Source organism: Blautia sp. BCRC 81119 (genome assembly GCF_003184505.1).
Lineage (GTDB): Bacteria > Bacillota > Clostridia > Lachnospirales > Lachnospiraceae > Blautia_A > Blautia_A fusiformis.
The window spans coordinates 36,036-61,254 of sequence record NZ_QJHD01000004.1 but is presented as its reverse complement, the minus strand read 5'-3'; the positions used below and the strand labels follow the sequence as shown (position 1 = coordinate 61,254).

Genomic DNA, 25,219 nt, shown 5'->3' with positions numbered 1-25,219 from the left:
TCATGCAGCGATTTTTTGTGGAACCTCATCAGATCGACAGGGACAGACATGAGATCCGTATCACAGGAAATGATGTCAATCATATTGTCAATGTGCTCCGCATGAAAAAAGACGAGGAGCTCTGGATCAGCGATAAGGAAAAAGAATATCACTGTGTGATCGAAAACGCGGGGGAGGATGAAGTCCTGCTTCATATCCTCTATGTACAGGAGCCGGATTATGAGCTGCAGAACCGTATTTATCTTTTTCAGGGACTGCCGAAGGCTGATAAGATGGAGCTGATCATCCAGAAGGCAGTAGAGCTTGGAGCATATTCCGTAGTTCCGGTTTCAACCAGACGCTGCGTGGTAAAACTGGATAACAAAAAAGCAGAAAAAAAAGTATCCCGCTGGCAGCAGATCGCAGAAAGTGCGGCAAAACAGTCCAAGCGTATGCTGGTGCCGGAGGTACATTCTGTGATGACCTTTAAAGAAGCCCTTGTCTATGCAAAAGAACTGGACGTTCTATTGATCCCTTATGAGCTTGCAAAGGGAATGAAAGAGACGAAAGAACTGATCCGGTCGATCGAACCGGGAAAAAGCATCGGTGTCTTTATCGGCCCTGAGGGTGGTTTTGAAGAGCAGGAAGTGGCAGATGCCATGGAAGCCGGTGCGAAACCCATCACCCTGGGACACCGGATCTTACGGACAGAAACTGCGGGACTCGCAGTACTTTCTGTTCTGATGTTTCAACTGGAGGATGAATAAACTATGGAAGCATATTTTGACAATTCCGCGACAACGAGATGCTTCGATGAAGTAAAGGATATTGTCTGCAAAACCATGACAGAAGATTTCGGAAATCCTTCTGCCATGCATAAAAAGGGAATGGAAGCGGAGAATTATGTCCGCAGAAGTGCCCAGACCATTGCAAAATTACTGAAAGTGAATGAAAAAGAGATTCTTTTTACCTCCGGTGGAACAGAATCGGATAACCTTGCTATCATCGGCGGCGTGGAAGCCAACAAGCGTATGGGAAAACATATCATTACAACGGCAGTGGAGCACGCGGCAGTGGCCCAGCCTTTTGCCTATCTGAAAGAACAGGGCTATGAGGTGACTATTCTTCCTGTGGATCATCAGGGCGTTGTAAAGCTGGATGCACTGGAAGCGGCTCTTCGTCTGGATACCATTCTGGTGTCTGTGATGTACGTGAACAATGAGGTGGGAGCCGTGATGCCGGTAGAAGAGATCGGAAAGCTTGTCCATGAAAAAAGTCCGAAAGCACTTTTTCATGTAGATGCCATTCAGGCATTCGGAAAGTATCGTATCTATCCGAAAAAGCTGGGGATCGATCTTCTTTCCGTGAGCAGCCACAAGATCCATGGACCAAAGGGCGTAGGCTTTCTCTATATTAACGAAAAAGTAAGAGTACAGCCGCAGATCCTTGGAGGCGGACAGCAGAACGGCATGCGTTCCGGAACGGACAATGTACCGGGAATCGCAGGCCTTGGCGTTGCCGCAGAGATGGTATATACGGATTTTGATAAAAAAATACAGCACCTTTATGACCTGAAAGAACGGATGGCAGAGGGACTTTCAAAGCTTGGAGACATCACCATCAACGGAATGCCTTTAAGAGAAGGGGCACCGCACATCATGAGCGTGACTTTTCATGGAGTCCGAAGCGAAGTCCTGCTCCATACACTGGAAGAATTCGGAGTATATATTTCCGCAGGAAGTGCATGCTCCAGTCATAAGAGAAAACCGAGTGCAACACTGACAGCTATGGGACTTTCAAGAGCGGATGTGGAGAGTACCGTCCGCATCAGTTTCTGTGAGGAAAATACCTTTGAAGAGGTAGATTACTGCCTGGAAGCACTGGGAAAAACAATTCCGATGCTGCGCAGGTATGCACGTCGATAGAGAATACAGAAGAAAGGGATTTTTATGTTAGTACATGCATTTCTGATCAAATATGCGGAAATTGCCCTTAAGGGAAAAAACCGCTATCGTTTTGAAGATGCTCTCGTACATCAGATGGAGATCGCACTCTCCAAGATCGAGGGAGATTTTGAAGTAAAAAAAGAGCAGGGAAGAGTTTATGTATTCTGCCCGGAGAATTATGATTACGATGAGGCTGTAGATGCGCTGCAGCATGTATTCGGTATTGTAGGCATCTGCCCGGTTATGATCTATGAAGAACAGGGCTTTGAGAAGCTTGCCGAAGATGTTGTGGGTTATATGAAGCAGTGGCATCCGGACTTTAACGGAAGCTTCAAGGTCTGGACGCGCCGCGCAAAGAAATCCTATCCGATCAGCTCCATGGAAGTCAGCGCTGAGCTTGGCGGACGTATCCTGGATGCGTTCCCGGAGGCAAGTGTAGATGTTCATCATCCGGAGCTGGATCTTTCTGTTGAGATCCGTGACAAGATTTACGTATATTCCCAGACCATTCCGGGCGCAGGCGGAATGCCCATCGGAACAAACGGAAAAGCCATGCTTCTTCTTTCCGGTGGGATCGACAGTCCGGTTGCCGGCTATATGATCGCAAAACGTGGTGTCAAGATCGATGCGGTATATTTCCATGCACCGCCCTACACCAGTGAGCGCGCAAAACAGAAGGTAGTGGATCTTGCCCGCCTGGTAGCCAAATACAGCGGACCGATCCGTCTCCATGTAGTTAACTTTACAGATATACAGCTTTATATTTATGATCAGTGTCCTCATGATGAGCTTACTATTATCATGAGAAGATATATGATGCGTATTGCCGAGCATTTCGCTAAAAAAGACCGTTGTCTCGGACTTATCACAGGTGAGAGCATCGGACAGGTTGCAAGCCAGACCTTACAGAGCCTTGCTTCTACAAATGAGGTCTGCACACTTCCGGTATATCGTCCGGTGATCGGCTTTGATAAAGAGGAGATCGTCCGTATTTCCAGAAAGATCGATACCTTTGAGACTTCTATTCAGCCGTTTGAGGATTGCTGTACCATCTTTGTAGCGAAACATCCTGTAACAAAGCCGAATCTTAAGGTGATCCGCCGTTCTGAGCAGAAGCTTTCTGAGAAGATCGATGAGCTTATGGAAACGGCTCTGAATACCACAGAGATCATTGAAATTCAGTGATCCGTTTTTAGATAAGAAAAAACAAACAGGGAACCTCGCTGCAGAGGTTCCCTGGAATTACCGATATATCAGGAAAAGGGAGTTCATTGAGAACAGAAGGATTCTGAAAGCATGAAAAAAGAGGAACTGTATCCGATACAGTTCCTCTCAAATATACAGTATAGATTAGTCGATTGTATATTTGGAAATAATCTGCATTACGTTATCCAGAGCAGCGCCATCTGCATGGATGTTGAGGTCGATCGGCTTGGAAAGATCCAGGCTGAAGATACCCATGATGGATTTTGCATCGATCACATATCTTCCGGATACTAAATCAAAATCGCAGTCGAATTTGCTGATCTCGTTTACGAATGCTTTCACCTTATCGATGGAATTCAGTGAGATTTTAGCTGTTTTCATTATAATAACCTCCCTTGATAAATTTTTGTTGTTTTACAGCTTTCATCTTACCTGTCAGTACCCAAAAAGTCAAGGTGAAAAGAGATAAAAATTGTTTTAATAATTAGTTAAAGTGTAAAAAAAGTGAGGAAAAATGGGAAATAAAGTTGCATTACACAACCTGGGCTGCAAAGTAAATGCCTATGAGATCGAGGCCATGCAGCAGCTTCTGGAGGAGGCGGGATATGAGATCGTGCCTTTTGAGCCGGGAGCGGATATTTATGTGATCAATACCTGCACAGTAACCAATATTGCAGACAGAAAATCAAGACAGATGCTCCACAAAGCAAAAAAAATGAATCCGGAAGCGATCGTGGTGGCAACGGGCTGTTATGTACAGACCGGTGGCGAGAAACTGGAAAAAGACGAAGCCATTGATCTTGTTCTAGGAAATAACCAGAAGATCAATATTGTGGAGGCACTGGCCGAATATGCGGAAAATAAACCGGGCCATGGTTCCCATGTGATCAAGATCAATCAGACAAAAGAGTATGAGGAACTTTCCATTGATCGTACTGCAGAACATGTAAGGGCATATATCAAGGTTCAGGACGGATGCAATCAGTTCTGTACGTACTGTATCATTCCCTATGCAAGAGGTCGTGTCAGAAGCCGGAATATTGAAAGTGTGCTGAAGGAGGTCCGTGCACTTGCGGAAAAAGGGTATAAGGAAGTGGTCCTTACAGGAATCCATTTAAGCTCCTATGGAGTGGATTTCCCGGAGGAGAAAAAAGAGACACTGCTTTCTCTGATCCGTGCTGTGCATGAGATCGAAGGGATCAGGCGTATCCGTCTGGGATCGCTGGAACCGGGAATCGTTACAAGAGAATTTGCGGAAGGGATCGCGGCGCTGCCGAAGGTATGCCCGCATTTCCATCTTTCCCTGCAGAGTGGCTGTGATGAGACCCTGGAGAGGATGAACCGCAGATACAGAAGCGGGGAATACAGAGAGCGCTGTGAGCTTTTAAGAGAAGTGTATGGAAATCCGGCACTGACAACGGATGTGATCGTAGGCTTTCCGCAGGAATCGGAGGAAGAATTCCGGAAATCCTATGATTTTGTGGACAGCATCCGTTTTTACGAGACTCATATCTTCAAATATTCCAGAAGACAGGGAACAAAGGCGGCTGCCATGGACGGACAGCTGACAGAGGCGGAGAAATCCTTCCGCAGTGAGAAGATGATCGAGTTGCATCATCGTCATGCAGGGGATTATGAGAAATCCATGCTTGGCAAAAACCTGGAGGTACTGATCGAGGAAGAGTATACAAAGGATGGACGGACCTGGTATCTGGGACACAGCCGGGAGTATATAAAAACTGCTGTACCGAAATCGGAAGCTTATGGCGTAAATGATATCGTAATCGTAAAGGCAGAAGGCTTTCTTGAAGAGCATATCATGACCGGTGAAGCCGTGGAGTGAAGAACGGGATCGTATGTTGAAAGGTTGTTTGTTCACTGGTGATATTTTGCGAAGCGTGTTACTGAGAACGGAGTGAACAGTAACGTTGACAGTTTGTATTCGCAATCCTCGTTAAATTTAAGATTGTAATTTATGTAAATTTATATTAAAATAAAAAAGAATATATTTTAAGGACGTGAGAGACAATGGCAGAGAATAATCTGGGAAATACACAGTATTTCAGAACAAAACCGGATCAGGAGCTTCAGGTAAAAGAAGTCCTGGATCTGGTGTACAATGCAATGGATGAGAAGGGCTACAATCCGGTGAATCAGATCGTAGGATATATTATGTCCGGAGACCCGACCTACATCACAAGCCACAAGGGTGCGAGAAGCATGATCATGAAGGTGGAGCGTGATGAGCTGGTAGAGGAGCTTCTCACCGAGTATATCAAGAATAAGTCCTGGGAACGGTAATATGAGAGTACTGGGACTGGACTATGGCTCGAAGACCGTTGGGGTTGCAGTGAGCGATCCCCTTGGCCTGACAGCCCAAGGTGTGGAAACCGTATGGCGCAAGCAGGAAAACAAGCTTCGTCGTACTCTGGCACGTATTGAAGAGATCATTTCGGAGTATCAGGTTACGGAGATCGTTCTGGGATACCCGAAAAACATGAACAATACAGTAGGAGAGCGGGCCGAGAAATCTCTGGAGTTTAAGGAAATGCTGGAGAAACGTACGGGTCTGCCTGTTGTTATGTGGGATGAGAGACTGACTACCATGGCGGCAGACCGTACTCTGGAGGAGACCGGTGTGCATAAGGAAGACCGTAAACAGTATCTGGATCAGGTAGCAGCAGTCTTTATCCTGCAGGGATATCTGGATGCTGCCGCATACAGAAGAGAGCAGCAGTAAGGCGTGGAAGAATGATCGGAAACGCAAATAGATATTTTGAGCGGATCAGGTAGCAAATGCGGATTGTGAATATCCGCTTGACAAGAACGGATAAGGAAGAATTAAATATGGAAAAAATAATATTTCAGTCAGACGACGGCACAGCTGCTGAGTTTTACGTAGAGGAGCAGACCAATATTGCGGGTGTGACTTATCTTTTGGTGTCCGATTCACAGGATGAGGAAGCAGACGCATATATTCTGAAGGATATTTCAGCTCCGGGAAGCACAGAAGCCTGTTATGAGATGGTCGAGGATGATGACGAACTTCAGGCTGTATATGCAGTTTTTCAGCAGATGCTGGATGACGTGAATTTTGAATGGAGGAGCGATTTTTGAAAAGCGAGAACAACGATGACAACAAAAATGCGGAGAGCAGAGTACAAGTTTCCGCAGGCGGTGCCAGAAGAACCGCAGCAAGACAAAAGAATGCCGGATCAAGAACAAGACAGTATCGTGGTGGCAGCAAAAACCGTCAGGATAAGCCTTTCCGGCCAACAGCAAAGAAAACAGCAGCCGGTGGCGTTGTAAAAAACAGCAGAAACACACAGAAACCGGCAAAGACCGGCGGCAGGCCATCCGGTCGGAAAAACGGCCGCAGAACAACATCCAAGCTTAAGATCATACCACTTGGCGGTCTGGAGCAGATCGGAATGAACATTACCGCTTTTGAGTATGGCGACAGTATTGTAGTTGTAGACTGTGGTCTTTCTTTCCCTGAGGACGATATGTTGGGAATCGATCTGGTCATTCCGGATGTAACATACCTTAAGGAAAATATTTCCAAGGTGAAGGGATTTGTGATCACTCATGGACATGAGGATCATATCGGAGCTCTTCCGTATGTGTTGAAAGAGATCAATGTTCCGATCTATGCTACCAAGCTGACACTGGGACTGATCCGCAACAAACTGAAAGAGCATAACCTTATGCGTTCTACCAAATTGAAAGAGGTAAAACACGGGCAGGTGATCAATCTTGGGGATTTCGCTGTGGAATTTATCAAAACGAATCACAGTATCCAGGATGCATCCGCACTTGCTATTTATTCACCGGTGGGAATCGTGATACACACAGGAGACTTTAAAGTTGATTATACACCGGTATTTGGAGATGCCATAGATCTGCAGCGTTTTGCAGAGATCGGCAAGAAGGGTGTGCTTGCACTGATGTGTGAGAGTACCAATGCAGAGAGACCGGGATTTACAATGTCCGAGCGTACAGTGGGACATGTATTTGATAATCTTTTTAATGAGTACCGGACATCCAGGATCATCATTGCAACCTTTGCATCCAACGTGGATCGTGTGCAGCAGATCATTAATACTGCATACCGGTTCGGAAGAAAGGTTGCTGTGGAAGGCCGCAGTATGGTCAATGTTATTTCCGTAGCGTCAGAGCTTGGCTATCTGCAGATCCCGGAGAACACACTGATCGAGATCGATCAGGTGAAGAATTATCCGGACGACAAGGTGGTTCTGATCACAACCGGAAGCCAGGGTGAGTCCATGGCGGCACTTTCCCGTATGGCAGCCAATATCCATAAGAAGATCACGATCAAGCCTAACGATACCATCATTTTCAGCTCCAATCCGATCCCCGGAAATGAAAAGGCAGTTTCCAAGGTCATCAACGAACTGTCTATGAAGGGAGCCAAGGTTATTTTCCAGGATGTCCATGTTTCCGGACATGCCTGCCAGGAGGAGATCAAGCTGATCTACTCCCTCGTAAAACCGAAATATGCCATTCCAATCCATGGTGAGTACCGTCATCTGACTGCACAGAAACACATTGTGGAAGATCTGGGAATCCCGAAGGAGAATATTTTTATCCTTTCTTCCGGAAATGTTCTGGAGTTGGACGGACAGGATGCCAAGGTGACAGGAAGCGTTCATACAGGTGCGATCTTCGTAGACGGACTTGGCGTTGGCGATGTGGGAAATATCGTACTCCGTGACCGTCAGCACCTGTCTGAAGATGGAATCATGATCGTAGTTATGACACTGGAGCGCCACAGTAATGTAGTTCTCGCAGGTCCGGATATCGTTTCCAGAGGTTTTGTGTATGTAAGAGAATCTGAGGATCTTATGGAGCATGCCAGACAGGTTGTGGAAACTGCACTGGATTCCTGCCTGGAGAACAATATCACGGACTGGGGCAAGATCAAAACCGAGGTCAAGGATGCCCTTGGAGAGTATCTGTGGAAACGGACCAAGAGAAATCCTATGATCCTGCCTATCATTATGGAGGCGTAGGTTCATGGATGAGATCAGCATGGAGATCGAGAAGCTTCTCGATGCTGTGCACAGAAGCGATGAATATCAGGAATATCAGAAACAGGCAGCCCAGCTTGAAGCGGATCCTGAGCTGAAAGCCAGAGTGATGAGATTCCGTGGAGATAATTTCAGACTGCAGAATCATTCAGACAAGGATGAGCTGTTCCATATTGCGGAACAGCTCAATCAGGAGTCTGCAAGTCTGAGACAGAACCTGAAAGTAAATGCCTATCTCGACGCAGAGCTTGCGCTGTGCAGACTGATGCAGCGGATATGCAGGACGCTGGTGGACGGGATCGACATACAGATTCCTGACTTATAGGAGGAAAGACTATGGCAGACACAAGAGACAAGGTTGGCAGGGCCGGCGTTTTTCTGGCTGGAGGGGTATTTAAAACCGCTGTATATATCTTTATTATCGTATTTCTGATCTGGGTTGGAAAATCAGCATATCAGTTTGGCTACGATGTGTTTAACCAGCAGGCTATGAGCCCGGGAGAGGGACAGCAGGTCACGGTAGTCATAAAAGAAGGTGCTTCTGCATATAAAGTAGGCAAGACACTGGAGCAGAAGGGTCTTATCAAGGATGCGCTTGCATTTACCATACAGGAAAGAATGTCCGCATATCACGGACAGATCAAAGCAGGTACATACCTTCTCAGTACAGCTTATACACCGACTAGGATCATTGCAGTGCTGTCAGGAGAAGAGAGCAAGGAAGGATCGAACAGCCAGTGATCGTAGAAGAACGCATGCAGACCTATATCAATTCACTGGATATGGGGAATACTCCATTTCTGCAGGAGTTGGAGACAAAGGCACTTGCAGACCGGGTGCCGATCATCCGGAGAGATATGCAGAGCTTTATGAGGATGCTTCTGGCACTGAAACAACCGAAGCGCATTTTGGAGGTGGGGACTGCCGTAGGCTTCTCCACACTTCTTATGTGTGAGTATGGGCCGGAAGATATGGAAATTGTTACCATAGAGAATTATGAAAAAAGAATTCCTGTCGCAAAGGATAATTTCAGGCGCGCAGGAAGAGAGTCACAGATCACGCTTCTGGAGGGAGATGCCGGAGAGATCCTGAAGAATCTTACCGGAACCTTTGATATGATCTTCATGGACGCAGCCAAGGGCCAGTATATCCACTGGCTTCCTGACGTGCTGAGACTGATGAAAGAGGGAAGCGTGCTGGTATCTGACAACGTGCTGCAGGAAGGGGATATTATTGAATCTCATTATCTTGTGGAACGGCGTAACCGTACAATCTATAAAAGAATGAGAGAATATCTCTGGCAGCTGACTCACAGTCCGGTGCTTCGTACATCGGTGCTTCCTCTTGGAGACGGAGCGGCTGTAAGTGTAAAAACAGGAGAACAGGTTTATGAAACGACCAGAACTATTGGTTCCGGCGAGCAGCCTTGAGGTTTTAAAGGTTGCCGTCATATATGGTGCAGATGCTGTTTACATCGGCGGAGAAGCTTTTGGACTTCGTGCAAAGGCTAAGAATTTTTCAAAAGAAGATATGTGTGAGGGAATCGCATTTGCCCATTCCCATGGTGTAAAGGTTTATGTGACAGTAAACATCCTGGCGCATAACCGTGATCTTGAGGGTGTAAGGGAATATCTTCAGGAACTGAAGGAGATCGGACCGGACGCATTGATCATCGCAGATCCGGGAATCTTTATGTATGCAAAGGAAATCTGCCCGGAGATCGAGCGTCACATCAGTACACAGGCAAATAATACCAATTATGAGACTTACCGTTTCTGGTATAACCTTGGTGCCAAACGTGTGGTAAGTGCAAGAGAGCTTTCTCTGGAAGAGATCCGGGAGATCCGGGCACATATTCCGGAGGATATGGAGATTGAAACGTTTATCCACGGCGCCATGTGCATTTCCTATTCCGGAAGATGTCTTCTCAGTAACTTTATGGCAGGAAGAGATGCCAATCAGGGAGCCTGTACCCATCCCTGCAGATGGAAATATTCTGTTGTGGAGGAGAAGCGTCCGGGAGAATACATGCCGGTATTTGAAAATGAGAGAGGAACTTTTATTTTTAATTCCAAGGATCTCTGTATGGTAGAACATATGGAAGATATCCTTACAAGCGGTATTGACAGCCTGAAGATCGAAGGACGTATGAAAACAGCTCTTTATGTGGCAACAGTGGCAAGAACCTACCGCAAAGCCATTGATGACTGTATGGAAAGTCCGGAAAAATATCATGCAAATATGCCGTGGTATCAGGAGCAGATCTCAAACTGTACCTACCGTCAGTTTACCACCGGATTTTTCTACGGAAAGCCGGATGAGAATACCCAGATCTATGACAGCAACACATATGTAAGAGAATACACATATCTTGGATTTGCAGAAGAGATCGATGAGAGAGGTCTGGCAAGACTGACACAGAGAAACAAGTTTTCTGTAGGAGAGACCATCGAAATCATGAAACCGGACGGAAGGAATATTCCGGTCACAGTGGAAGCCATTTATAATGAAGAGGGCGAAGCTATGGAGAGTGCACCACATGCTCAGCAGAGGATCTATGTGAAACTGACTGAGATGCCGGAGGTATTTGATATTCTCCGAAGAGGTGAATGATCCGAAAGGGTGGATAAGAGAGTAAAGGGGAGAACGAAAAGAACGTTCTCCCCTTTACTGATTTTCAGGAAAAAGAGTACGGAGTTTTCGAAGAGCGTTCTTTTCGATACGGGATACATAGGAGCGGCTGATGGAGAGATTTTCAGCAATCTCTCGCTGGGTCAGTGGCTCCTGACCATTCAAACCGTAGCGGCAGCAGATTACCTGGTATTCCTTTGGGGAGAGTACTGTCCGGATACAACGGAGAAGATAGGAAATGCTGTCCCTTTTGAAACAATCATCCACAACATCAACGGGTGGACTTTCAATGATATCGAGAAGGCTGATCTCGTTGCCTTCCCGGTCTGTGCCGATGGGTTCATAGAGAGAAACTTCTCTGGAACGTTTCCTGCGGGCACGGAACATCATGAGAAGCTCATTGTCAATGCACCGTGCAGCATAAGTGGAAAGCTTGGAAGTCCGGCTGGGATCAAAGGTGGAAATGGCTTTGATCAGACCTATGGTGCCTATGGAGATCAGATCATCCTGATCCTCGTCACATCCCTGATATTTTTTTGCAACATGTGCTACGAGGCGGAGATTGTGTTCGATAAGGATATTTTTTGCTTCCGGATCGCCCCTTTGGAGCTGTAGAAGATAGAACTGCTCTTCCGCAAAAGAAAGCGGTTTCAGAAAGGTTTTCAAGGGTTCACCTCAAAGGGGATTTCCTTATAGCTTATGAGCCGGACGTGCTTTTCGTGCTTTTCCAACAGAAACTTTATAAAAAGGACAGAGGCGAACACCTGTTGCGTCACATTCTGATCTGGTGTATAATCATAAAATACGAGTGACAACAATCAGTGTATATTGATGAGGAGTATATATTTTGAAAAAGAGGATAGAACAGCTTCTTAACGGAAAATTTATTTATGAACAGCCTGAGCTTCTGTTTTCACAGGACTGTATTTTCGCTACGCTGAAGGCAGGAGAGACTACAAAGGATGAGATTTATTTCGGTACCGATGACAACCGCAGGATCAGTGGCTTTGTGACTTCATCTGACCGGAGACTGGTGCCCGGATTTGACCGCTTTTCCGGAACCACAGTGCGCATGCCTTATGGGGTAGATGCAGAGGGAATGAGGCCGGGAGAGAGCTTTGAAGGCTGGCTGTGTTTTACTACCAGTATCGGAGAATATAAGCTGCCGTTCACTGTACAGGTACAGACGGAAGAGGTGAAGAGTGCAGGCAGAAAGGTATCTTCTCTGGAAGAATTTCTGCACATTGCAAGGGAAGATTTCCATGAGGCTTACCGGATCTTTACAGAACGACATTTTTCCCTGATCCTGAGTGATCAGAGTGAGAAGATCCGTTCTCTTTATGCAGGAATGTCACAGCAGCCGGTGACCTATCAGCATCTGGAGGAATTTCTGATCGCAGCCGGTGCCAAGGAAAAGGTGACATTGAGTCTGAACAGAGAAGAGGCGAGTTTTTATGATGTCAGTGAATCTGTTCAGGAATCCCTTTATATCCACAGGAGCGGATGGGGACACCTGCGGGCAGATATTGAGGTAAATGGGGATTTTCTGGAGGCAGGCAAGCATGTGGTCACAGAAGAGGATTTTATCGGAAGTACCTGTGAAATAAACTATGTGATCCGCCAGGAAAAACTGGGAAAAGGAAATCAGTACGGCGAGATCATTGTAAAAACCCCATACCAGAAACTGGTATATCACGTTCTTGCATCCAGAGGAACTGAGAGTGCCGTGAACCTGGATCTTCTGGAAAAACAGTACCGGATATCTCTGATGAAGGAATACCTGGGATATCTCTGTAAAAGAACAGATTTTCAGGCCTGGACAGCCTCTACTCATGAGAAGCTTGATCGTATGGGCGAAAACGGACTGAAATATCCGGAATATCAGCTTCTGGAAGCCTATCTTCTTCATCTGGAAGGAGAAGATGACCAGGCTTCAGAAATCCTTGAGCGTTATCAGAATAAATCCTTTCATCACAATGAACTGGAACTGGCAGGGATTTATCTGTATCTGTGTACACAGACTGGGCTGTACCGGGATAAGGAACAGGCCCTCCGCAAGGTACAGAATTTCCAGATGCAGAAGGAAGACAGCTTTATCCTTCTGAAACTGGTATTTGAAATGGATCATACGCTTTCTCCGTCAAAAAAGATCTTTCTGATGGAGGAACTTTTTGAGCGGGGATGTACAAGTCCTTTTCTGTATCTGGAAGCATGGAACCGTATTTGTGCAGATATGTCTCTGCTGCATCGAATCAATGGGTTCTGGGCCCAGGTATTCCTTTTTGCAGGAAAAGAACAGATGCTGACGGAAGAGCTGGTCATGCGCCTGGCATATCTTTCCGGTTATGAGAAAGCTTTTAACGAAAGTCTGTACCGTGCTATGGCCATGGGATGTGAAGCCTTTCCGTCGGATGATACCGTGGAAGCTATCTGTAAATATATTATGAAGGGAAATCCAAGAAAACCGGAATATTTTCAGTGGTTTTCCGCTGCCGTGGACCGCGGGATCCGGATCACACGGCTGTATGAATATTATGTGGAAACACTGGATACTTCTTATCGGAGAGTCCTGCCGAAACCGCTTTTGATGTATTTTACCTATAACAACAATACTCTCGGTGATTCCAAACGTGCCTATCTGTATGCATGCATCATTGCAGGGAAGGAACGTGATCCACAGACATACGAAAGTTATCGTGAAAGCATGGAGGAATTTGCTTTCCGTAAGTTACGGGAAGGCCGGATGAATGAAAATTATGCCGCTGTTTATCAGGAATTCATGCGGGAACCATCGGACAGCGAAAAAGCGCAGGTGATCGCCTCCAGAATGTTTACCTGCCGGCTGTATACGGATGATCCGAAGGTCCGCAGTGTGATCGTTCGTCACAGACAGATGAAACAGGAAGAAATCTATCCGTGTATCCATGGGATCGCTTACCCAAGGATCTGCAGCGAAGATGCGGCCGTTGTATTTCAGGATGAAAAACAGAGACGTTATGCTGCTACGGTAGATTATAATCTGACACCACTTTTTGATGATCGTGAGATGGTTCCGGCAGTGTTGGAAAAAGGGGCGGATGAACCGGCTGTGCTTTTGTATTACTGTCAGGGTCAGGAGATCAGTCGTAAGAATCTGGGAATTTTTCAGAAACTGGTCCTTTCACCGGCGTTTACCGATGAATATAAGAGGCTGATCCGCAAAAAGATCCTGGATTATTATCGGGATCACGTGCAGGGAGAAGATCTGGATGCCTGTCTGGAGATGATGGATTATCGGGAATATGCCATGGTCGACCGGAAAACCCTTCTGGAGATCCTGATCCAGCGGGGACTGTTTCCGCAGGCTATGAGCGTGGTGGAAGCATTTGGATTTGAAGGAGTAGAGGAGCGTGCTCTTCTGAAGCTGGTAAGCCGTATGATCATCCGCTGTGACTGTGCGGAAGACGAAGAGCTGATCGCACTTTCCTCTCATGTATACCGACAGGGAATCTATGATGAAGTGATCCTCATGTATCTGATGAAATTCCGGTTTGGACCTGTGGATGAACTTCTGGATATCTGGAAAAGTGCCTGTGGGTTTGAGATGGATACCTATAATCTGGAGGAGAGGATCCTTTCTCTTCTGATGTTTAACTGGGATTACCGGCCAGAGGGTGCGGATATCCTGAAAGCATATATCCGTCATTCCGGAAAAGAGAGTGTGATCGGTGCGTATCTGACTCTGATGTCTTACGGAATGTTTGTAAAAGAAATGCCGGAGATGCCTGGACTTAAGGAGTATCTGAAAAATCGCAGAGAAAAGGAGTGGCCCGGAGACCGGATCTGTGACCTGACCCTTTTGAAATTGCTTTCCGAAGAAAAAACTTCTGATGAAGAAAATTTGGAAATGGAGGAAAAAATCCTCTCCTCCTGTGTAAAGGAAGGAATGCTATTTGAGTTTTTCCGGAATCTGGATCAGAGTATCCTGCGACCGTATCAGCTGGATGATAAGACTTTTGTAGAGTATCATACTTCACCGGAGGCTTCGGTCACACTGTATTATTGCCTGGATACAGGTCTTGGAACTGTACCGGACTATAAAAGTGAACCGCTCAAAAATATCTATGAGGGAATTTTTGCCAGAGCATTTACATTGTTTTATGGAGAGACCCTGCGATATTATTTCCAGACAGAAGATGAAACCGGTGTACACAAAACGGAAGAAAAAATACTGACCATGAGCCAGAGTAATGACCAGGCATCCAGCAAATATCAGCTGATCAATCAAATACTCTGTGCAAGGAAACTGGAGAAAGATACGGAAGTGAAGGAGAAGCTGGCACAGTATCTCCGGCAGGAACAGTACGTTAATGAAATGTTTGTCATAGAGAAGGAACCGGAAAGATGAATGAAATTCGTGACTTGATCATAGGAATTGATATTGGAAAAGAATACACACAGATCTGTTATTATGACAGAAAAGCAGAAGAAGCCCGTTCTCTTTCCATGAAGGTAGGAGCCAGTCAGTATGAAGCTCCGGGCTGTATCTGCTATCGTACCGATCACGGTGATTACTGCGTAGGCCTGGAAGCAGAGTATTTTGCCAGGGAAAAGGGCGGAATCATGATCGGAAATATTTATGATATCTGTCAGAAGGAAGAAAAGATCCAGGTGGCAGGAGAGGAAAAAGAGCCGGCAGAGCTTCTGGCACATTTTCTAAGGGGAATCCTGAAATTTCTGGGAATCCAGGATATCGTAAAGAATACCCGGTGCCTTTGTATCACATCGCCGGAGCTTAGTACACTTCAGGTACGGAATTATCAGAAGGCCTGCAGCCTTGCAGGTTTTTCCCGTGAGAAATATATGCTTATGGACTATGGCGAGAGCTTTTATTATTATGCGCTGGGACAGAAACGGGAAACCTGGAATCGAAGTGTAGGCTGGTATGCCTTTGCAGGCGATACGGTAACCTTCCGGAAGCTGACCATCAACGGCTCTTCCAGACCGGTGCTTGTAAAACTGGAGGATCCGGTCAGTACAAAGCTTGAACCGGAAGAAGAGATCCGTGATGTGGAATTTTACCGTTTTATCAGTAAAACTCTCGGAAAAGAGCTCTTCTCCAGTGTGCAGATCACGGGAGAAGGATTTGACCAGCAGTGGGCACAGCAGTCTGTAAAGCTCCTATGTCATCAGGGACGGAAGGTTTTTTACGGAAACAATCTTTTTGCAAAGGGAGCCTGCATAGCCGGTAAGGACAAGCTGGAGGATAAAAAACTCAAAGGTTACCGCTATTTAAGCGATTCGCTGGTGGCTGCGGACGTAGGAATGGATATGCGGGTGATGGGCTCTCCGGCTTACTATCCGCTGATCGAAAGCGGCAGCAACTGGTATGAATGCAGTGCATCCTGCGAGCTGATCCTGGATGATACCAGTGAACTGGTATTTGTAGTAAGTATTCCGGAAGAAACCGAGAAGAAACGTGTGGCCATGGCACTTGAGGGTCTGCCAAAGCGGCCTAATCGGACTTCAAGGCTTTCCCTCACGCTGAAATACGTATCGCCGAGAGACTGTGAGATCACAGTAGAGGATCTGGGCTTTGGCGAAATGTATCCTTCCAGTGGGAAGATCTGGAGGGAACTGGTACGATGGGATGAGCAGGAAGAAAGGAAGCAGGCATGAGCGGATATATTTTATGTCAGGTAAAAAAGGCAGAGAAGCCGTTTTATATCGAAAATATCAGTACCAATATCTATTCTATAGAAGAACTCTGCTATTATCTTTATAACAATCTTTATCTTGTGGACAGCTCATTGATCAGCAGTAAGCTCTGTACCTGGCTGGAGGAAGAACTGGAGCTTCCGAAGCTTGCGGCCAAGCTGAAACCTTATATTGGAAGAGAGGCCGGACTTGAAGAAGTACTGTATCCGATATTTAAAGAGATCAATTATCTGGCTTATGAAGAGCTTAAGACCTTAAACGGGCGCATTGAAGCCAGAAAACGTGAACCTGAAGAAATACGGGAGAAACGCAAAGGTGATGCGCTGATGGAGAATCGGATGTATGTGAATGCACTTCGTGTTTATCAGAAGCTTCTGGAGCATGGCGGGAAAGAAATCACCGGAGAGATGCGTGAAAGAATCCTGCATAATCAGGGATGCGCATACAGTTACCTGTTCCAGATGGATAAAGCGCTGGATTGCTTTTGGAAAGCATGGAAGGAGAATCATTCAGAGAAAGCGATGAAGGTTTATCTTCTGGCCTACCGCAGTGTTCACAGTGAAGAAGAATACAGGAAACGACAGGAAGATCTGAAGACAGATGAAATGGTAAGGCAGGAAACAGACCAGGCTCTGAAAAGCTTTGCCGGTCTTCCGGAGCAGCATATCGCATCTGGAGAAACCGACAGGATCCTGGAGGATCTCACAAGAGAATATCACAGAAGTACCGGCTCTTAAAGCTGTTCAAGAAGTCCCAGCAGGATCTGCCGGGCTTCTTTTTTTGTATATACGGATTCTTCCTCAGACAGGGAACAGAGGTAATCATTCAGGGCCTGTCCGATACTGGTCTCTTTCAGATAGATACAGAGAAAAGTATCTTTTTCGGAAAGAAAGCAGAGAAAAACGGAATAGTCAGACAGAACTTCCAGATGGATCCCGGTTTTAGGAAGTACGGAAGGCTTCAGGATCCTGCATTTTTCATGTCCCATATCTGTGTCAAGAAGATGCTTGAGGGCTTTTTTTCGTTCTTCTTTCGGAAGAGGGGTCTGATGGTAGGAATAAGGTCCGTCAAGGAGTCCGGTACGGGCAAATTTTCGGATCCCGCTCAGTGTAAAATAATTGCAGGAAAAGGCAGCTTCTGTAAAAGAAAAGGAAGTCTGGTTCAGAACCGCTGCCAGCTGGGTATAGACCGGATCGGAAAGATCGATATCCCTGTTATCAAACAATGACTGAATAAAGCCCGGACCATAGGACATCAGTGCAAGGCAGGGATGAGATTCCAGTGCAAAATTTGTTGAGATCTTTGTCTGCATGATAGAACCAAAGATATTAAGGATCCTGTCCGGAGAATCCGACTGCAGGAAGAATTGGCTGGAATTCTCAAGAGCCCGTCGGAATTCCTGTTGATATGCGTGGATCGCTTCTGGATTTTCAGTAAAAATACAGGTCATCATATCCGAGGATAACAGTAGCAGCTTTTTTTCAGTGAGTAAGAAAAAAGGAAACAGTTCATAGCTGGAAAACTCTCGGCCTGTCTGAGTATAGTAATAATATGGCTGGTAGCCCACAAAACCTGACAGGATCGGAAGGAGTGTGCAGAGAAAGGTTTCCAGATTCATGTTGTAATCCGGTGAGGCGGACGGGTTCTGGTGAAGCGGCAGAATCTGGATCACCGGTGGCAGTTTCTCATATTTGGGATAAAGATGGGAAAAGATCTGTACAAGAAGCCGGCAGTTGGCCGGAAGGTTGGTACGGATCGTTTCAGAAGAACCGGAAGACAGGATGTCCTCAAAAAGGCTCAGGACCTTCTTTTCCACATCAAGAGAAAAAGTTCCACGGTAAAAGGGAAAGGATGGAAGCCTGAGAAAACCCTCCCGGGAAATGACCTGCTGGGAGCTGATAACACCCAGAAGCTCCTGTATATATTTGCGGTTGTAATATATTTCTTTTCCGATTTTTTCTATTTTATATAATTCCATTAGTTCCCTGCGCTGGGAAGGATTGATCCGGAGGGAATCGCAGAACTGGCGCACAAAATCAATACCGGGAAGACGTTTCCCTGTGATCATACGTTGTAGCGAGGTACGGTCAAGTCCCGAAGAAGCAGATAACTGATAAACGTTTTCTCCTGTATCCTTTAGGTATTCCCGGCATTTGTTGCTGAAATCAGACATAGTAGTACTCCTTTTGGTGCTTATATGACATTATTATACGAAAACAGATCATGAATTGCAATAATTTGTAAAAAAACAAGGCACAATTAGAAGCACATATTGCGCAGGTCTTTCTTTGAAAATAAAATGTTAATATCAGAAAGAGCATGAGGGAGGAAAACACGGCAATGGCAGTGATGACGATCGCGATATGTGATGAAATACGAAAGGATGCACAGAAGCTGTACAGGCAGCTTTCCACACTGGCCCCTGATGCAGAGCTCCTTCTGTATCGGACCAGAGAGAGTCTTCTGAAAGGACTGGCAGAGGGACACAAGATCTGCGATCTGATATTTCTGGGGCTGGATGGTGATCAGGGCAGGAGCCTGGAAACTGTACGGACAATGCGCCTGAAAGGACATTATATCCCGGTTGTGCTGGTGGCAGAGAATGAAAAATTCTATAAAGAAGCATTTGAAGTGTTTGCCTATAACTATCTGGTCAAACCGGTTGAAAGTGGAGAACTGGAACATGTTCTGGTACATATCCTGGAGGTATGCAGGCGTGAAGGCGGAAGAGCGCTGTATTTTCGCTACAGGACACAGGTTTATACACTGCAGCACGATCATCTGGCATATATATCCAGTAGTCTTCACAGTGTGACATTTCATCTTACCGATGGAAAAAAGATCAGCTGCAGAGCCAGGCTGGGGGATTTTTCGGGACAGCTGTCAGACAGCAGCTTTCTGAGATGTCATCAGAGCTTTTGTATCAACATGGAGAAGGTAACTTCACTTAAGAAGAACAGTTTTGTGGTCGGACAGACGGAAATCCCAATTTCCAGAACATATCTGAAAACGGCCAGAAAGAAATACAAAGATTATCTGGCAGAGCAGAAGGTTTGCTCTTGACAGCTCCTTTTGGGTATGTTACTATAACCATACGCTTTCGCGTGGTAGAGTGACCATGTGATAAAGAGATAACCGAAAAAAGGAGAATGACCATGAAGAAAAGAACAGTTGCAGTAGTAATGGCGGCAGCGATGACAATAGGAATGATGGTAACAGGAGTGAGTGTACAGGCAGGTGTTGAGGATAAGACCCTGATCGTAGGATTTGATGCTGAATATCCTCCGTTCGGATATAAGGATGATAACGGAGAATATGTAGGATTTGACCTTGACCTTGCCCAGGAAGTATGTGATAATCTTGGCTGGGAACTTGTTAAGAAGCCTATCAACTGGGATTCCAAGGATATGGAGCTGAACTCCGGAACGATCGACTGTATATGGAATGGATTTACTATCAACGGACGTGAGGATGACTATACATGGAGTGATCCATACATCAACAATGAGCAGGTGATCGTAGTTGCCAAGGATTCTGAAATTGAGAAGCTTGCGGATCTTAAGGGCAAGAACGTAGTTGTACAGGCTGCATCCGCTGCACTGGACGCATTGAACAACGATGACAATAAGGACCTGAAGGACAGCTTTGCATCTCTTACAGAGAATCCGGACTACAACACTGCATTTATGAATATTGATTCCGGAGCTGCAGACGCTGTTGCTGTTGATATTGGTGTTGCTAACTATCAGCTTTCCCAGAGAGGCAAGGATAAATATGTGATCCTTGACGAGCCGATCCAGAACGAGCAGTATGGCATCGGATTCAAGAAGGGAAATGATGAGCTGAAGGATCTCGTATGGGATGAGGTCAAGAAGCTTGACGAGTCCGGTGAGGTTGACAAGCTTGCAGATAAGTATGAACTGGATAAGAGCATGCTCTGCATCAGCGAGGACAAGGATAAGACAGAGAATTCTGATTCAGCAGAAGCTGACACAGAAGAAAGTGCAGACAGCACAGAGAAAGAAACCGATTCTGAATCCAAATGATCCGGTACAGATCCGGTACAGTAAAAGCTGTGAAGATATTTTTTAAGCTATCCAACAGCAGTAGAAATAAGAAACATAGCAGAAGCTTTTGAAGCTTCCGCATAAAAAGGAAATGAGGGTGCTTCGGCGCAGAAAGAGCTGCCGTACACGCTCATTTCCTGTTGTTTACAGGAATTACAGGTATCAGTCCGATAAATGGGACTGATACTCCGAACCAGGAGGAAAAAAATGAGTTTTAGTGTAATGCTTCAGCAGCTGGCAGGAGGAATGCTGGTCTCTATTGAGATCTTTTTTATAACCTTGCTGTTTTCTCTGCCGCTGGGACTTCTGATCTGTTTTGGCAGAATGTCCAGAAACAAAGTGATCCGTACCATTGTATCCGGGTACATATCCATCATGAGAGGAACGCCGCTGATGCTGCAGCTGATGGTTGTATATTTCGGCCCTTATTTTATCTTCGGGATCCGTATTTCCATGGGATATAGTCTGATCGCTGTATTTATCGCATTTGCCATCAACTATGCAGCTTACTTTGCAGAAATCTATCGCGGCGGCATTGAATCCATGCCGGTGGGACAGTATGAAGCTGCAAAAATCCTTGGATACAATAAGGTACAGACATTTTTCCGCATCATCCTTCCACAGGTGATCAAGAGGATTTTGCCGTCTATTACGAATGAGGTCATTACGCTGGTCAAGGATACTTCCCTTGCGTTTGTTGTGGCAGTTGCGGAGATGTTTACCATTGCCAAGCAGATCGCAAGTGCACAGACAACAATGATGCCATTTGTGATCGCTGCGATATTTTATTATGTGTTCAACCTGATCGTGGCTGTTGTGATGCAGAAGGTTGAGAAAAGTATGAATTACTACCGCTAACCGGAATGGAGAGTATAAAATATGAAATTATTTGAAATGAAACATATCAAAAAAAGCTTTGACGGACTGGAAGTTCTCAAAGATATCTCTCTTGACGTGGAAGAGGGAGAAGTTTTAAGTATCATCGGTCCTTCCGGTTCCGGCAAGTCAACCATCCTGCGTTGTGCCACAGGACTTGAGACGCCGGACAGCGGCGAGATCATCAAAAACGGTGATGTGGGACTGGTGTTCCAGCAGTTCAATCTGTTTCCGCATTTTTCCGTACTGAAAAATATAGTGGATGCACCTCTGAAGGTGCAGAAGAGAAAGAAAGATGAGGTTTACGTCCAGGCAAGAAGCCTTCTTAAGAAAATGGGCCTTGCAGACAAGGAGAAGGCATATCCTTTTCAGCTTTCCGGAGGACAGCAGCAGCGAGTTTCCATTGCCCGTGCGCTCTGTATGAATCCGAAGATCCTGTTTTTTGATGAACCTACATCTGCACTTGATCCGGAACTGACCGGTGAGATCCTGAAGGTTATCAAGGATCTTGCTCAGGAGCATATCACCATGGTGATCGTTACTCATGAAATGAATTTTGCAAGAGATATTTCCGACCGTATCATCTTTATGGATAAGGGTGTAATCGCAGTGGAGGGAACGCCGCAGGAGGTATTTTCTTCCGAAAATGGCAGAATGAAGGAATTTTTGGGAAAATTCCATCAGGGTATGGAGTAACAAACGGTTGCTTTTAAAGAGGCAATGTTATATAATTTCAAGAGGCGTGAATTAACCAGAACCGGGCAGATAACGGATCTTTCGCCATTCCGGCCCGGAGGTATGTGATCAGGAGGTAGTAATGAATACAGACAGATATGTTAGCCCGCTGTCAGAGCGGTATGCAAGTAAAGAGATGCAGTATATTTTTTCTCCGGACATGAAGTTCCGTACATGGAGAAAGCTGTGGATCGCACTTGCTGAGACGGAACGTGAGCTTGGCCTTAACATTACCCAGGAGCAGATCGACGAAATGAAGGCTCATGCGGATGATATCAATTATGATGTGGCTAAGGAGCGTGAGCGTCAGGTTCGCCATGATGTAATGTCTCACGTGTATGCGTTTGGCGTACAGTGCCCGAAGGCAAAAGGCATCATCCATCTGGGAGCAACCTCTTGTTATGTAGGAGATAATACGGATATCATCATTATGACAGAGGCGCTGAAGCTTGTCCGCAAGAAACTTGTGAACGTGATCGCAGAGCTTTCCAAGTTTGCAGCACAGTATAAGGACCAGCCAACTCTGGCGTTTACTCATTTCCAGCCGGCACAGCCGACAACTGTAGGTAAGAGAGCAACTCTCTGGACTCAGGAATTCCTGATGGATCTTGAGGACCTTGAGTATGTATTAAGCACTATGAAGCTTCTTGGCTCCAAGGGAACAACCGGTACACAGGCTAGCTTCCTGGAACTTTTTGACGGGGATCAGGAGACCATCGACAAGATCGATCCGATGATCGCAGAGAAGATGGGATTCAGATCCTGCTATCCGGTTTCCGGACAGACCTATTCCAGAAAGGTTGATACCCGTGTGCTGAATATCCTTGCGGGAATCGCTGCAAGTGCACATAAGATGTCCAACGATATCCGTCTTCTTCAGCATCTGAAAGAAGTAGAGGAGCCATTTGAGAAATCCCAGATCGGATCTTCCGCTATGGCATATAAGAGAAATCCGATGAGAAGTGAGAGAATTGCTTCCCTGTCCAGATATGTGATGATCGATGCACTGAACCCGGCGATCACATCTGCAACACAGTGGTTTGAGAGAACTCTGGACGACTCTGCAAACAAGCGTCTCAGCGTTCCGGAAGGATTCCTTGCGATCGACGGAATCCTGGATCTCTGCCTCAATGTTGTAGACGGACTGGTTGTTTATCCGAAGGTTATCGAGAAGAGACTGATGTCTGAGCTTCCATTTATGGCAACTGAGAATATCATGATGGATGCAGTTAAGGCAGGCGGAGACCGTCAGGAGCTTCATGAGCGTATCCGTGAGCTTTCCATGGAAGCAGGAAAGAACGTGAAGGTAGAGGGTAAAGATAACAATCTTCTTGAGCTGATCGCTGCGGATCCGGCATTTAACCTGACTCTTGAGGATCTTCAGAAATCCATGGATCCGTCCAGATATACAGGACGTGCCAAAGAGCAGACAGAGGCATTTATCGCCAATGTGGTACAGCCGGTTCTGGATGCACATAAGGATCTGCTTGGCGTTAAGGTTGAGATCAACGTATAATTCCAAGATGTTATAAACATTAAGAAATGAACACAGACAGGAATGACGTGTCTCTGTGTATTACAGGCAGAGAACATGCCGTTCCGAATAATAGAGAAAGACACAAGGAGGAACTGTGTTATGGTAACTGCAGTAGTAGGAGCAAACTGGGGAGATGAAGGTAAAGGCAAGATCACAGATATGCTTGCTGAGAAAGCCGATATCATCGTAAGATTTCAGGGTGGAGCCAATGCGGGCCACACCATCGTAAATGATTACGGTAAATTCGCACTTCATACACTTCCGTCAGGTGTGTTTTACGGACATACGACCAGTGTCATCGGAAACGGTGTTGCACTGAACATTCCGGTATTCTTCAAGGAGTACAACGAAGTAGTAGGCCGTGGAGTACCGGCACCGAAGATCCTGATCTCCAACAGAGCACAGATGGTAATGTCTTACCACATTCTGTTCGATCAGTATGAAGAGGAGCGTCTTGGAGGCAAGGCTTTCGGTTCCACAAAATCCGGAATCGCTCCGTTCTATTCTGACAAATATGCAAAGATCGGCTTCCAGGTAAGTGAGCTTTTTGATGAGGAAGCACTGAAAGAGAAGGTTGTACGTATCTGCGAGACCAAGAACGTAACACTTGAGCATCTCTATCATAAGCCTCTTCTGAAACCGGAAGACATCATGAATGAGTTGATGGAATACAAGAAGATGGTTGAGCCATACGTATGCGACGTATCTCTCTATCTCTGGAATGCACTGAAAGAGGGAAAACAGGTTCTTCTTGAGGGACAGCTCGGAACTCTGAAAGACCCGGATCACGGAATCTATCCGATGGTTACATCCTCTTCCACACTGGCTGCTTATGGTGCCATCGGTGCAGGCCTGCCTCCATATGAGATCAAGAAGGTCGTAACCGTATGCAAAGCTTACTCCAGTGCAGTTGGAGCAGGTGCATTCGTTTCTGAAATCTTCGGCGAGGAAGCAGATGAGCTGAGAAAACGTGGCGGTGACGGTGGTGAGTTCGGTGCTACTACAGGCCGTCCGAGACGTATGGGATGGTTCGACTGTGTTGCATCCAAATACGGATGCCGTCTCCAGGGAGCTACAGACGTTGCTTTTACAGTACTGGATGTTCTGGGATATCTGGATGAGATCCCGGTTTGCACAGGCTATGAGATCGACGGAGAGGTAACAACAGAATTCCCGACAACTGTGCAGCTTGAGAAAGCAAAACCGGTTATTGAGAAGCTTCCGGGATGGAAATGCGATATCCGTGGAATCAAAAAATATGAGGATCTTCCGGAGAACTGCAGAAAATATGTAGAGTTCGTAGAAAAACATATTGGATTCCCGATCACAATGATCTCTAACGGACCAGGAAGAAACGACATCATTTACAGATAATTATTTTTACAGTATCAGGATTATGACAACAGGAAGCGCCGGGGAAGAATTTCTCCGGCGCCCTTTTGGTTCAAAGAGATATTCAGTTAAAATAACAGATAGAATAGCGGATGTATCATG

24 protein-coding genes are annotated in these 25,219 nt (G+C 45.9%); 21 read left to right on the top strand and 3 right to left on the bottom strand.

The genetic code is table 11. From position 1 onward, the window contains the following. Positions 1-2: 2 nt before the first annotated feature. The 3 genes from DMI82_RS03480 to thiI are packed head-to-tail and all read left to right on the top strand — an operon-like array spanning position 3 to position 3,110. Entirely contained in the window at positions 3-746 is a 744-nt protein-coding gene (locus DMI82_RS03480; RefSeq protein WP_092071274.1) for a 16S rRNA (uracil(1498)-N(3))-methyltransferase, read from the top strand. A 3-nt stretch (positions 747-749) separates the two neighbouring features. Beyond that, on the top strand, positions 750-1,904 hold the full coding sequence (locus tag DMI82_RS03475) for a cysteine desulfurase family protein (protein WP_110102500.1): 1,155 nt from the start codon (positions 750-752) through the stop codon (positions 1,902-1,904). A 24-nt stretch (positions 1,905-1,928) separates the two neighbouring features. Continuing rightward, positions 1,929-3,110 carry a tRNA uracil 4-sulfurtransferase ThiI gene (gene thiI / locus DMI82_RS03470; RefSeq protein WP_015527083.1) on the top strand — a complete coding sequence of 394 codons (1,182 nt, stop codon included), beginning with the start codon at positions 1,929-1,931 and terminating at the stop codon, positions 3,108-3,110. A gap of 165 nt (positions 3,111-3,275) precedes the next feature. Here the strand turns inward: thiI and DMI82_RS03465 are convergent, their stop codons facing one another. Beyond that, complete coding sequence (locus tag DMI82_RS03465) at positions 3,276-3,512, bottom strand: HPr family phosphocarrier protein (protein WP_015527084.1); 237 nt, start codon at positions 3,510-3,512, stop codon at positions 3,276-3,278. Between the two features lie 133 nt (positions 3,513-3,645). Between DMI82_RS03465 and mtaB the strand changes: the two genes are divergently transcribed. The 9 genes from mtaB (at position 3,646) to DMI82_RS03420 (ending at position 10,795) form a co-directional block, all read left to right on the top strand. Then, on the top strand, positions 3,646-4,974 hold the full coding sequence (gene mtaB, locus DMI82_RS03460) for a tRNA (N(6)-L-threonylcarbamoyladenosine(37)-C(2))-methylthiotransferase MtaB (protein WP_110102499.1): 1,329 nt from the start codon (positions 3,646-3,648) through the stop codon (positions 4,972-4,974). Positions 4,975-5,159: 185 nt separating this feature from the next. Then, positions 5,160-5,432: an IreB family regulatory phosphoprotein gene (locus DMI82_RS03455; protein WP_015527087.1), complete on the top strand. Its 273-nt coding sequence runs from the start codon at positions 5,160-5,162 to the stop codon at positions 5,430-5,432. Between the two features lies 1 nt (position 5,433). Further along, positions 5,434-5,871 (top strand): Holliday junction resolvase RuvX, encoded by a 438-nt coding sequence (ruvX, locus tag DMI82_RS03450; RefSeq protein ID WP_110102498.1) that lies wholly within the window; start codon positions 5,434-5,436, stop codon positions 5,869-5,871. 107 nt (positions 5,872-5,978) lie between these two features. Beyond that, on the top strand, positions 5,979-6,248 hold the full coding sequence (locus DMI82_RS03445; RefSeq protein ID WP_059086846.1) for a DUF1292 domain-containing protein: 270 nt from the start codon (positions 5,979-5,981) through the stop codon (positions 6,246-6,248). Between the two features lie 281 nt (positions 6,249-6,529). After that, positions 6,530-8,164 (top strand): ribonuclease J, encoded by a 1,635-nt coding sequence (locus tag DMI82_RS03440; RefSeq protein ID WP_044962008.1) that lies wholly within the window; start codon positions 6,530-6,532, stop codon positions 8,162-8,164. Positions 8,165-8,168: 4 nt separating this feature from the next. After that, positions 8,169-8,507, top strand: a complete 339-nt coding sequence (locus tag DMI82_RS03435) for a YlbF family regulator (protein WP_015527090.1) — start codon at positions 8,169-8,171, stop codon at positions 8,505-8,507. Positions 8,508-8,518: 11 nt separating this feature from the next. Next, positions 8,519-8,923 carry an endolytic transglycosylase MltG gene (locus tag DMI82_RS03430; RefSeq protein WP_015527091.1) on the top strand — a complete coding sequence of 135 codons (405 nt, stop codon included), beginning with the start codon at positions 8,519-8,521 and terminating at the stop codon, positions 8,921-8,923. Next, on the top strand, positions 8,920-9,612 hold the full coding sequence (locus tag DMI82_RS03425) for an O-methyltransferase (RefSeq protein WP_021652340.1): 693 nt from the start codon (positions 8,920-8,922) through the stop codon (positions 9,610-9,612). The genes DMI82_RS03430 and DMI82_RS03425 overlap by 4 nt, the downstream gene beginning before the upstream one ends. Further along, complete coding sequence (locus tag DMI82_RS03420) at positions 9,572-10,795, top strand: peptidase U32 family protein (RefSeq protein ID WP_015527092.1); 1,224 nt, start codon at positions 9,572-9,574, stop codon at positions 10,793-10,795. The genes DMI82_RS03425 and DMI82_RS03420 overlap by 41 nt, the downstream gene beginning before the upstream one ends. Before the next feature lie 54 nt (positions 10,796-10,849). Here DMI82_RS03420 and sigK read toward each other — a convergent pair whose 3' ends face one another. Then, on the bottom strand, positions 10,850-11,479 hold the full coding sequence (sigK, locus tag DMI82_RS03415; protein WP_110102496.1) for an RNA polymerase sporulation sigma factor SigK: 630 nt from the start codon (positions 11,477-11,479) through the stop codon (positions 10,850-10,852). Positions 11,480-11,660: 181 nt separating this feature from the next. On the opposite strand from sigK, the gene DMI82_RS20220 reads away from it, so the two are divergent. From DMI82_RS20220 to DMI82_RS03400, 3 genes are read left to right on the top strand one after another with little or no spacing between them, the layout of a single operon-like run. After that, positions 11,661-15,200, top strand: coding sequence for a DUF5717 family protein (locus tag DMI82_RS20220; protein ID WP_242981801.1), 3,540 nt, complete (start codon positions 11,661-11,663; stop codon positions 15,198-15,200). After that, positions 15,197-16,471, top strand: coding sequence for a DUF5716 family protein (locus DMI82_RS03405; protein ID WP_110102495.1), 1,275 nt, complete (start codon positions 15,197-15,199; stop codon positions 16,469-16,471). Before DMI82_RS20220 ends, DMI82_RS03405 begins: the two co-directional genes overlap by 4 nt. Beyond that, the gene (locus DMI82_RS03400) at positions 16,468-17,247 is read left to right on the top strand and encodes a hypothetical protein (RefSeq protein ID WP_021652345.1); all 780 of its coding nucleotides are present in this window, start codon (positions 16,468-16,470) and stop codon (positions 17,245-17,247) included. Before DMI82_RS03405 ends, DMI82_RS03400 begins: the two co-directional genes overlap by 4 nt. Here DMI82_RS03400 and DMI82_RS03395 read toward each other — a convergent pair. Continuing rightward, positions 17,244-18,683 (bottom strand): helix-turn-helix domain-containing protein, encoded by a 1,440-nt coding sequence (locus DMI82_RS03395; protein WP_110102494.1) that lies wholly within the window; start codon positions 18,681-18,683, stop codon positions 17,244-17,246. The two genes, DMI82_RS03400 and DMI82_RS03395, sit on opposite strands and share 4 nt — an antisense overlap. 167 nt (positions 18,684-18,850) lie before the next feature. On the opposite strand from DMI82_RS03395, the gene DMI82_RS03390 reads away from it, so the two are divergent. The 6 genes from DMI82_RS03390 (at position 18,851) to DMI82_RS03365 (ending at position 25,099) form a co-directional block, all read left to right on the top strand. Continuing rightward, positions 18,851-19,573 (top strand): LytR/AlgR family response regulator transcription factor, encoded by a 723-nt coding sequence (locus DMI82_RS03390; RefSeq protein ID WP_158526421.1) that lies wholly within the window; start codon positions 18,851-18,853, stop codon positions 19,571-19,573. Between the two features lie 92 nt (positions 19,574-19,665). Continuing rightward, the gene (locus tag DMI82_RS03385) at positions 19,666-20,556 is read left to right on the top strand and encodes an amino acid ABC transporter substrate-binding protein (RefSeq protein ID WP_110102492.1); all 891 of its coding nucleotides are present in this window, start codon (positions 19,666-19,668) and stop codon (positions 20,554-20,556) included. 228 nt (positions 20,557-20,784) lie between these two features. Further along, complete coding sequence (locus tag DMI82_RS03380; protein WP_110102491.1) at positions 20,785-21,435, top strand: amino acid ABC transporter permease; 651 nt, start codon at positions 20,785-20,787, stop codon at positions 21,433-21,435. 21 nt (positions 21,436-21,456) lie between these two features. Beyond that, complete coding sequence (locus tag DMI82_RS03375; RefSeq protein WP_110102490.1) at positions 21,457-22,149, top strand: amino acid ABC transporter ATP-binding protein; 693 nt, start codon at positions 21,457-21,459, stop codon at positions 22,147-22,149. Positions 22,150-22,270: 121 nt separating this feature from the next. Beyond that, positions 22,271-23,704 carry an adenylosuccinate lyase gene (gene purB / locus DMI82_RS03370; RefSeq protein ID WP_110102489.1) on the top strand — a complete coding sequence of 478 codons (1,434 nt, stop codon included), beginning with the start codon at positions 22,271-22,273 and terminating at the stop codon, positions 23,702-23,704. 120 nt (positions 23,705-23,824) lie between these two features. Next, positions 23,825-25,099, top strand: coding sequence for an adenylosuccinate synthase (locus DMI82_RS03365; RefSeq protein ID WP_022426147.1), 1,275 nt, complete (start codon positions 23,825-23,827; stop codon positions 25,097-25,099). Positions 25,100-25,219 lie beyond the last annotated feature (120 nt).

Bases quoted from the DNA above. Each gene is read 5' to 3' on its own strand.
- DMI82_RS03475 (WP_110102500.1), top strand. From the start codon at position 750: ATGGAAGCATATTTTGACAATTCCGCGACAACGAGATGCTTCGATGAA.
- DMI82_RS03380 (WP_110102491.1), top strand. From the start codon at position 20,785: ATGAGTTTTAGTGTAATGCTTCAGCAGCTGGCAGGAGGAATGCTGGTC.
- DMI82_RS03445 (WP_059086846.1), top strand. From the start codon at position 5,979: ATGGAAAAAATAATATTTCAGTCAGACGACGGCACAGCTGCTGAGTTT.
- DMI82_RS03455 (WP_015527087.1), top strand. From the start codon at position 5,160: ATGGCAGAGAATAATCTGGGAAATACACAGTATTTCAGAACAAAACCG.
- DMI82_RS03400 (WP_021652345.1), top strand. From the start codon at position 16,468: ATGAGCGGATATATTTTATGTCAGGTAAAAAAGGCAGAGAAGCCGTTT.
- DMI82_RS03375 (WP_110102490.1), top strand. From the start codon at position 21,457: ATGAAATTATTTGAAATGAAACATATCAAAAAAAGCTTTGACGGACTG.
- ruvX (WP_110102498.1), top strand. From the start codon at position 5,434: ATGAGAGTACTGGGACTGGACTATGGCTCGAAGACCGTTGGGGTTGCA.
- DMI82_RS03430 (WP_015527091.1), top strand. From the start codon at position 8,519: ATGGCAGACACAAGAGACAAGGTTGGCAGGGCCGGCGTTTTTCTGGCT.
- DMI82_RS03465 (WP_015527084.1), bottom strand. From the start codon at position 3,512: ATGAAAACAGCTAAAATCTCACTGAATTCCATCGATAAGGTGAAAGCA.
- purB (WP_110102489.1), top strand. From the start codon at position 22,271: ATGAATACAGACAGATATGTTAGCCCGCTGTCAGAGCGGTATGCAAGT.
- DMI82_RS03385 (WP_110102492.1), top strand. From the start codon at position 19,666: ATGAAGAAAAGAACAGTTGCAGTAGTAATGGCGGCAGCGATGACAATA.
- mtaB (WP_110102499.1), top strand. From the start codon at position 3,646: ATGGGAAATAAAGTTGCATTACACAACCTGGGCTGCAAAGTAAATGCC.
- DMI82_RS03420 (WP_015527092.1), top strand. From the start codon at position 9,572: ATGAAACGACCAGAACTATTGGTTCCGGCGAGCAGCCTTGAGGTTTTA.
- DMI82_RS03480 (WP_092071274.1), top strand. From the start codon at position 3: ATGCAGCGATTTTTTGTGGAACCTCATCAGATCGACAGGGACAGACAT.
- DMI82_RS03405 (WP_110102495.1), top strand. From the start codon at position 15,197: ATGAATGAAATTCGTGACTTGATCATAGGAATTGATATTGGAAAAGAA.
- thiI (WP_015527083.1), top strand. From the start codon at position 1,929: ATGTTAGTACATGCATTTCTGATCAAATATGCGGAAATTGCCCTTAAG.
- DMI82_RS03390 (WP_158526421.1), top strand. From the start codon at position 18,851: ATGGCAGTGATGACGATCGCGATATGTGATGAAATACGAAAGGATGCA.
- DMI82_RS03435 (WP_015527090.1), top strand. From the start codon at position 8,169: ATGGATGAGATCAGCATGGAGATCGAGAAGCTTCTCGATGCTGTGCAC.
- DMI82_RS03395 (WP_110102494.1), bottom strand. From the start codon at position 18,683: ATGTCTGATTTCAGCAACAAATGCCGGGAATACCTAAAGGATACAGGA.
- DMI82_RS03365 (WP_022426147.1), top strand. From the start codon at position 23,825: ATGGTAACTGCAGTAGTAGGAGCAAACTGGGGAGATGAAGGTAAAGGC.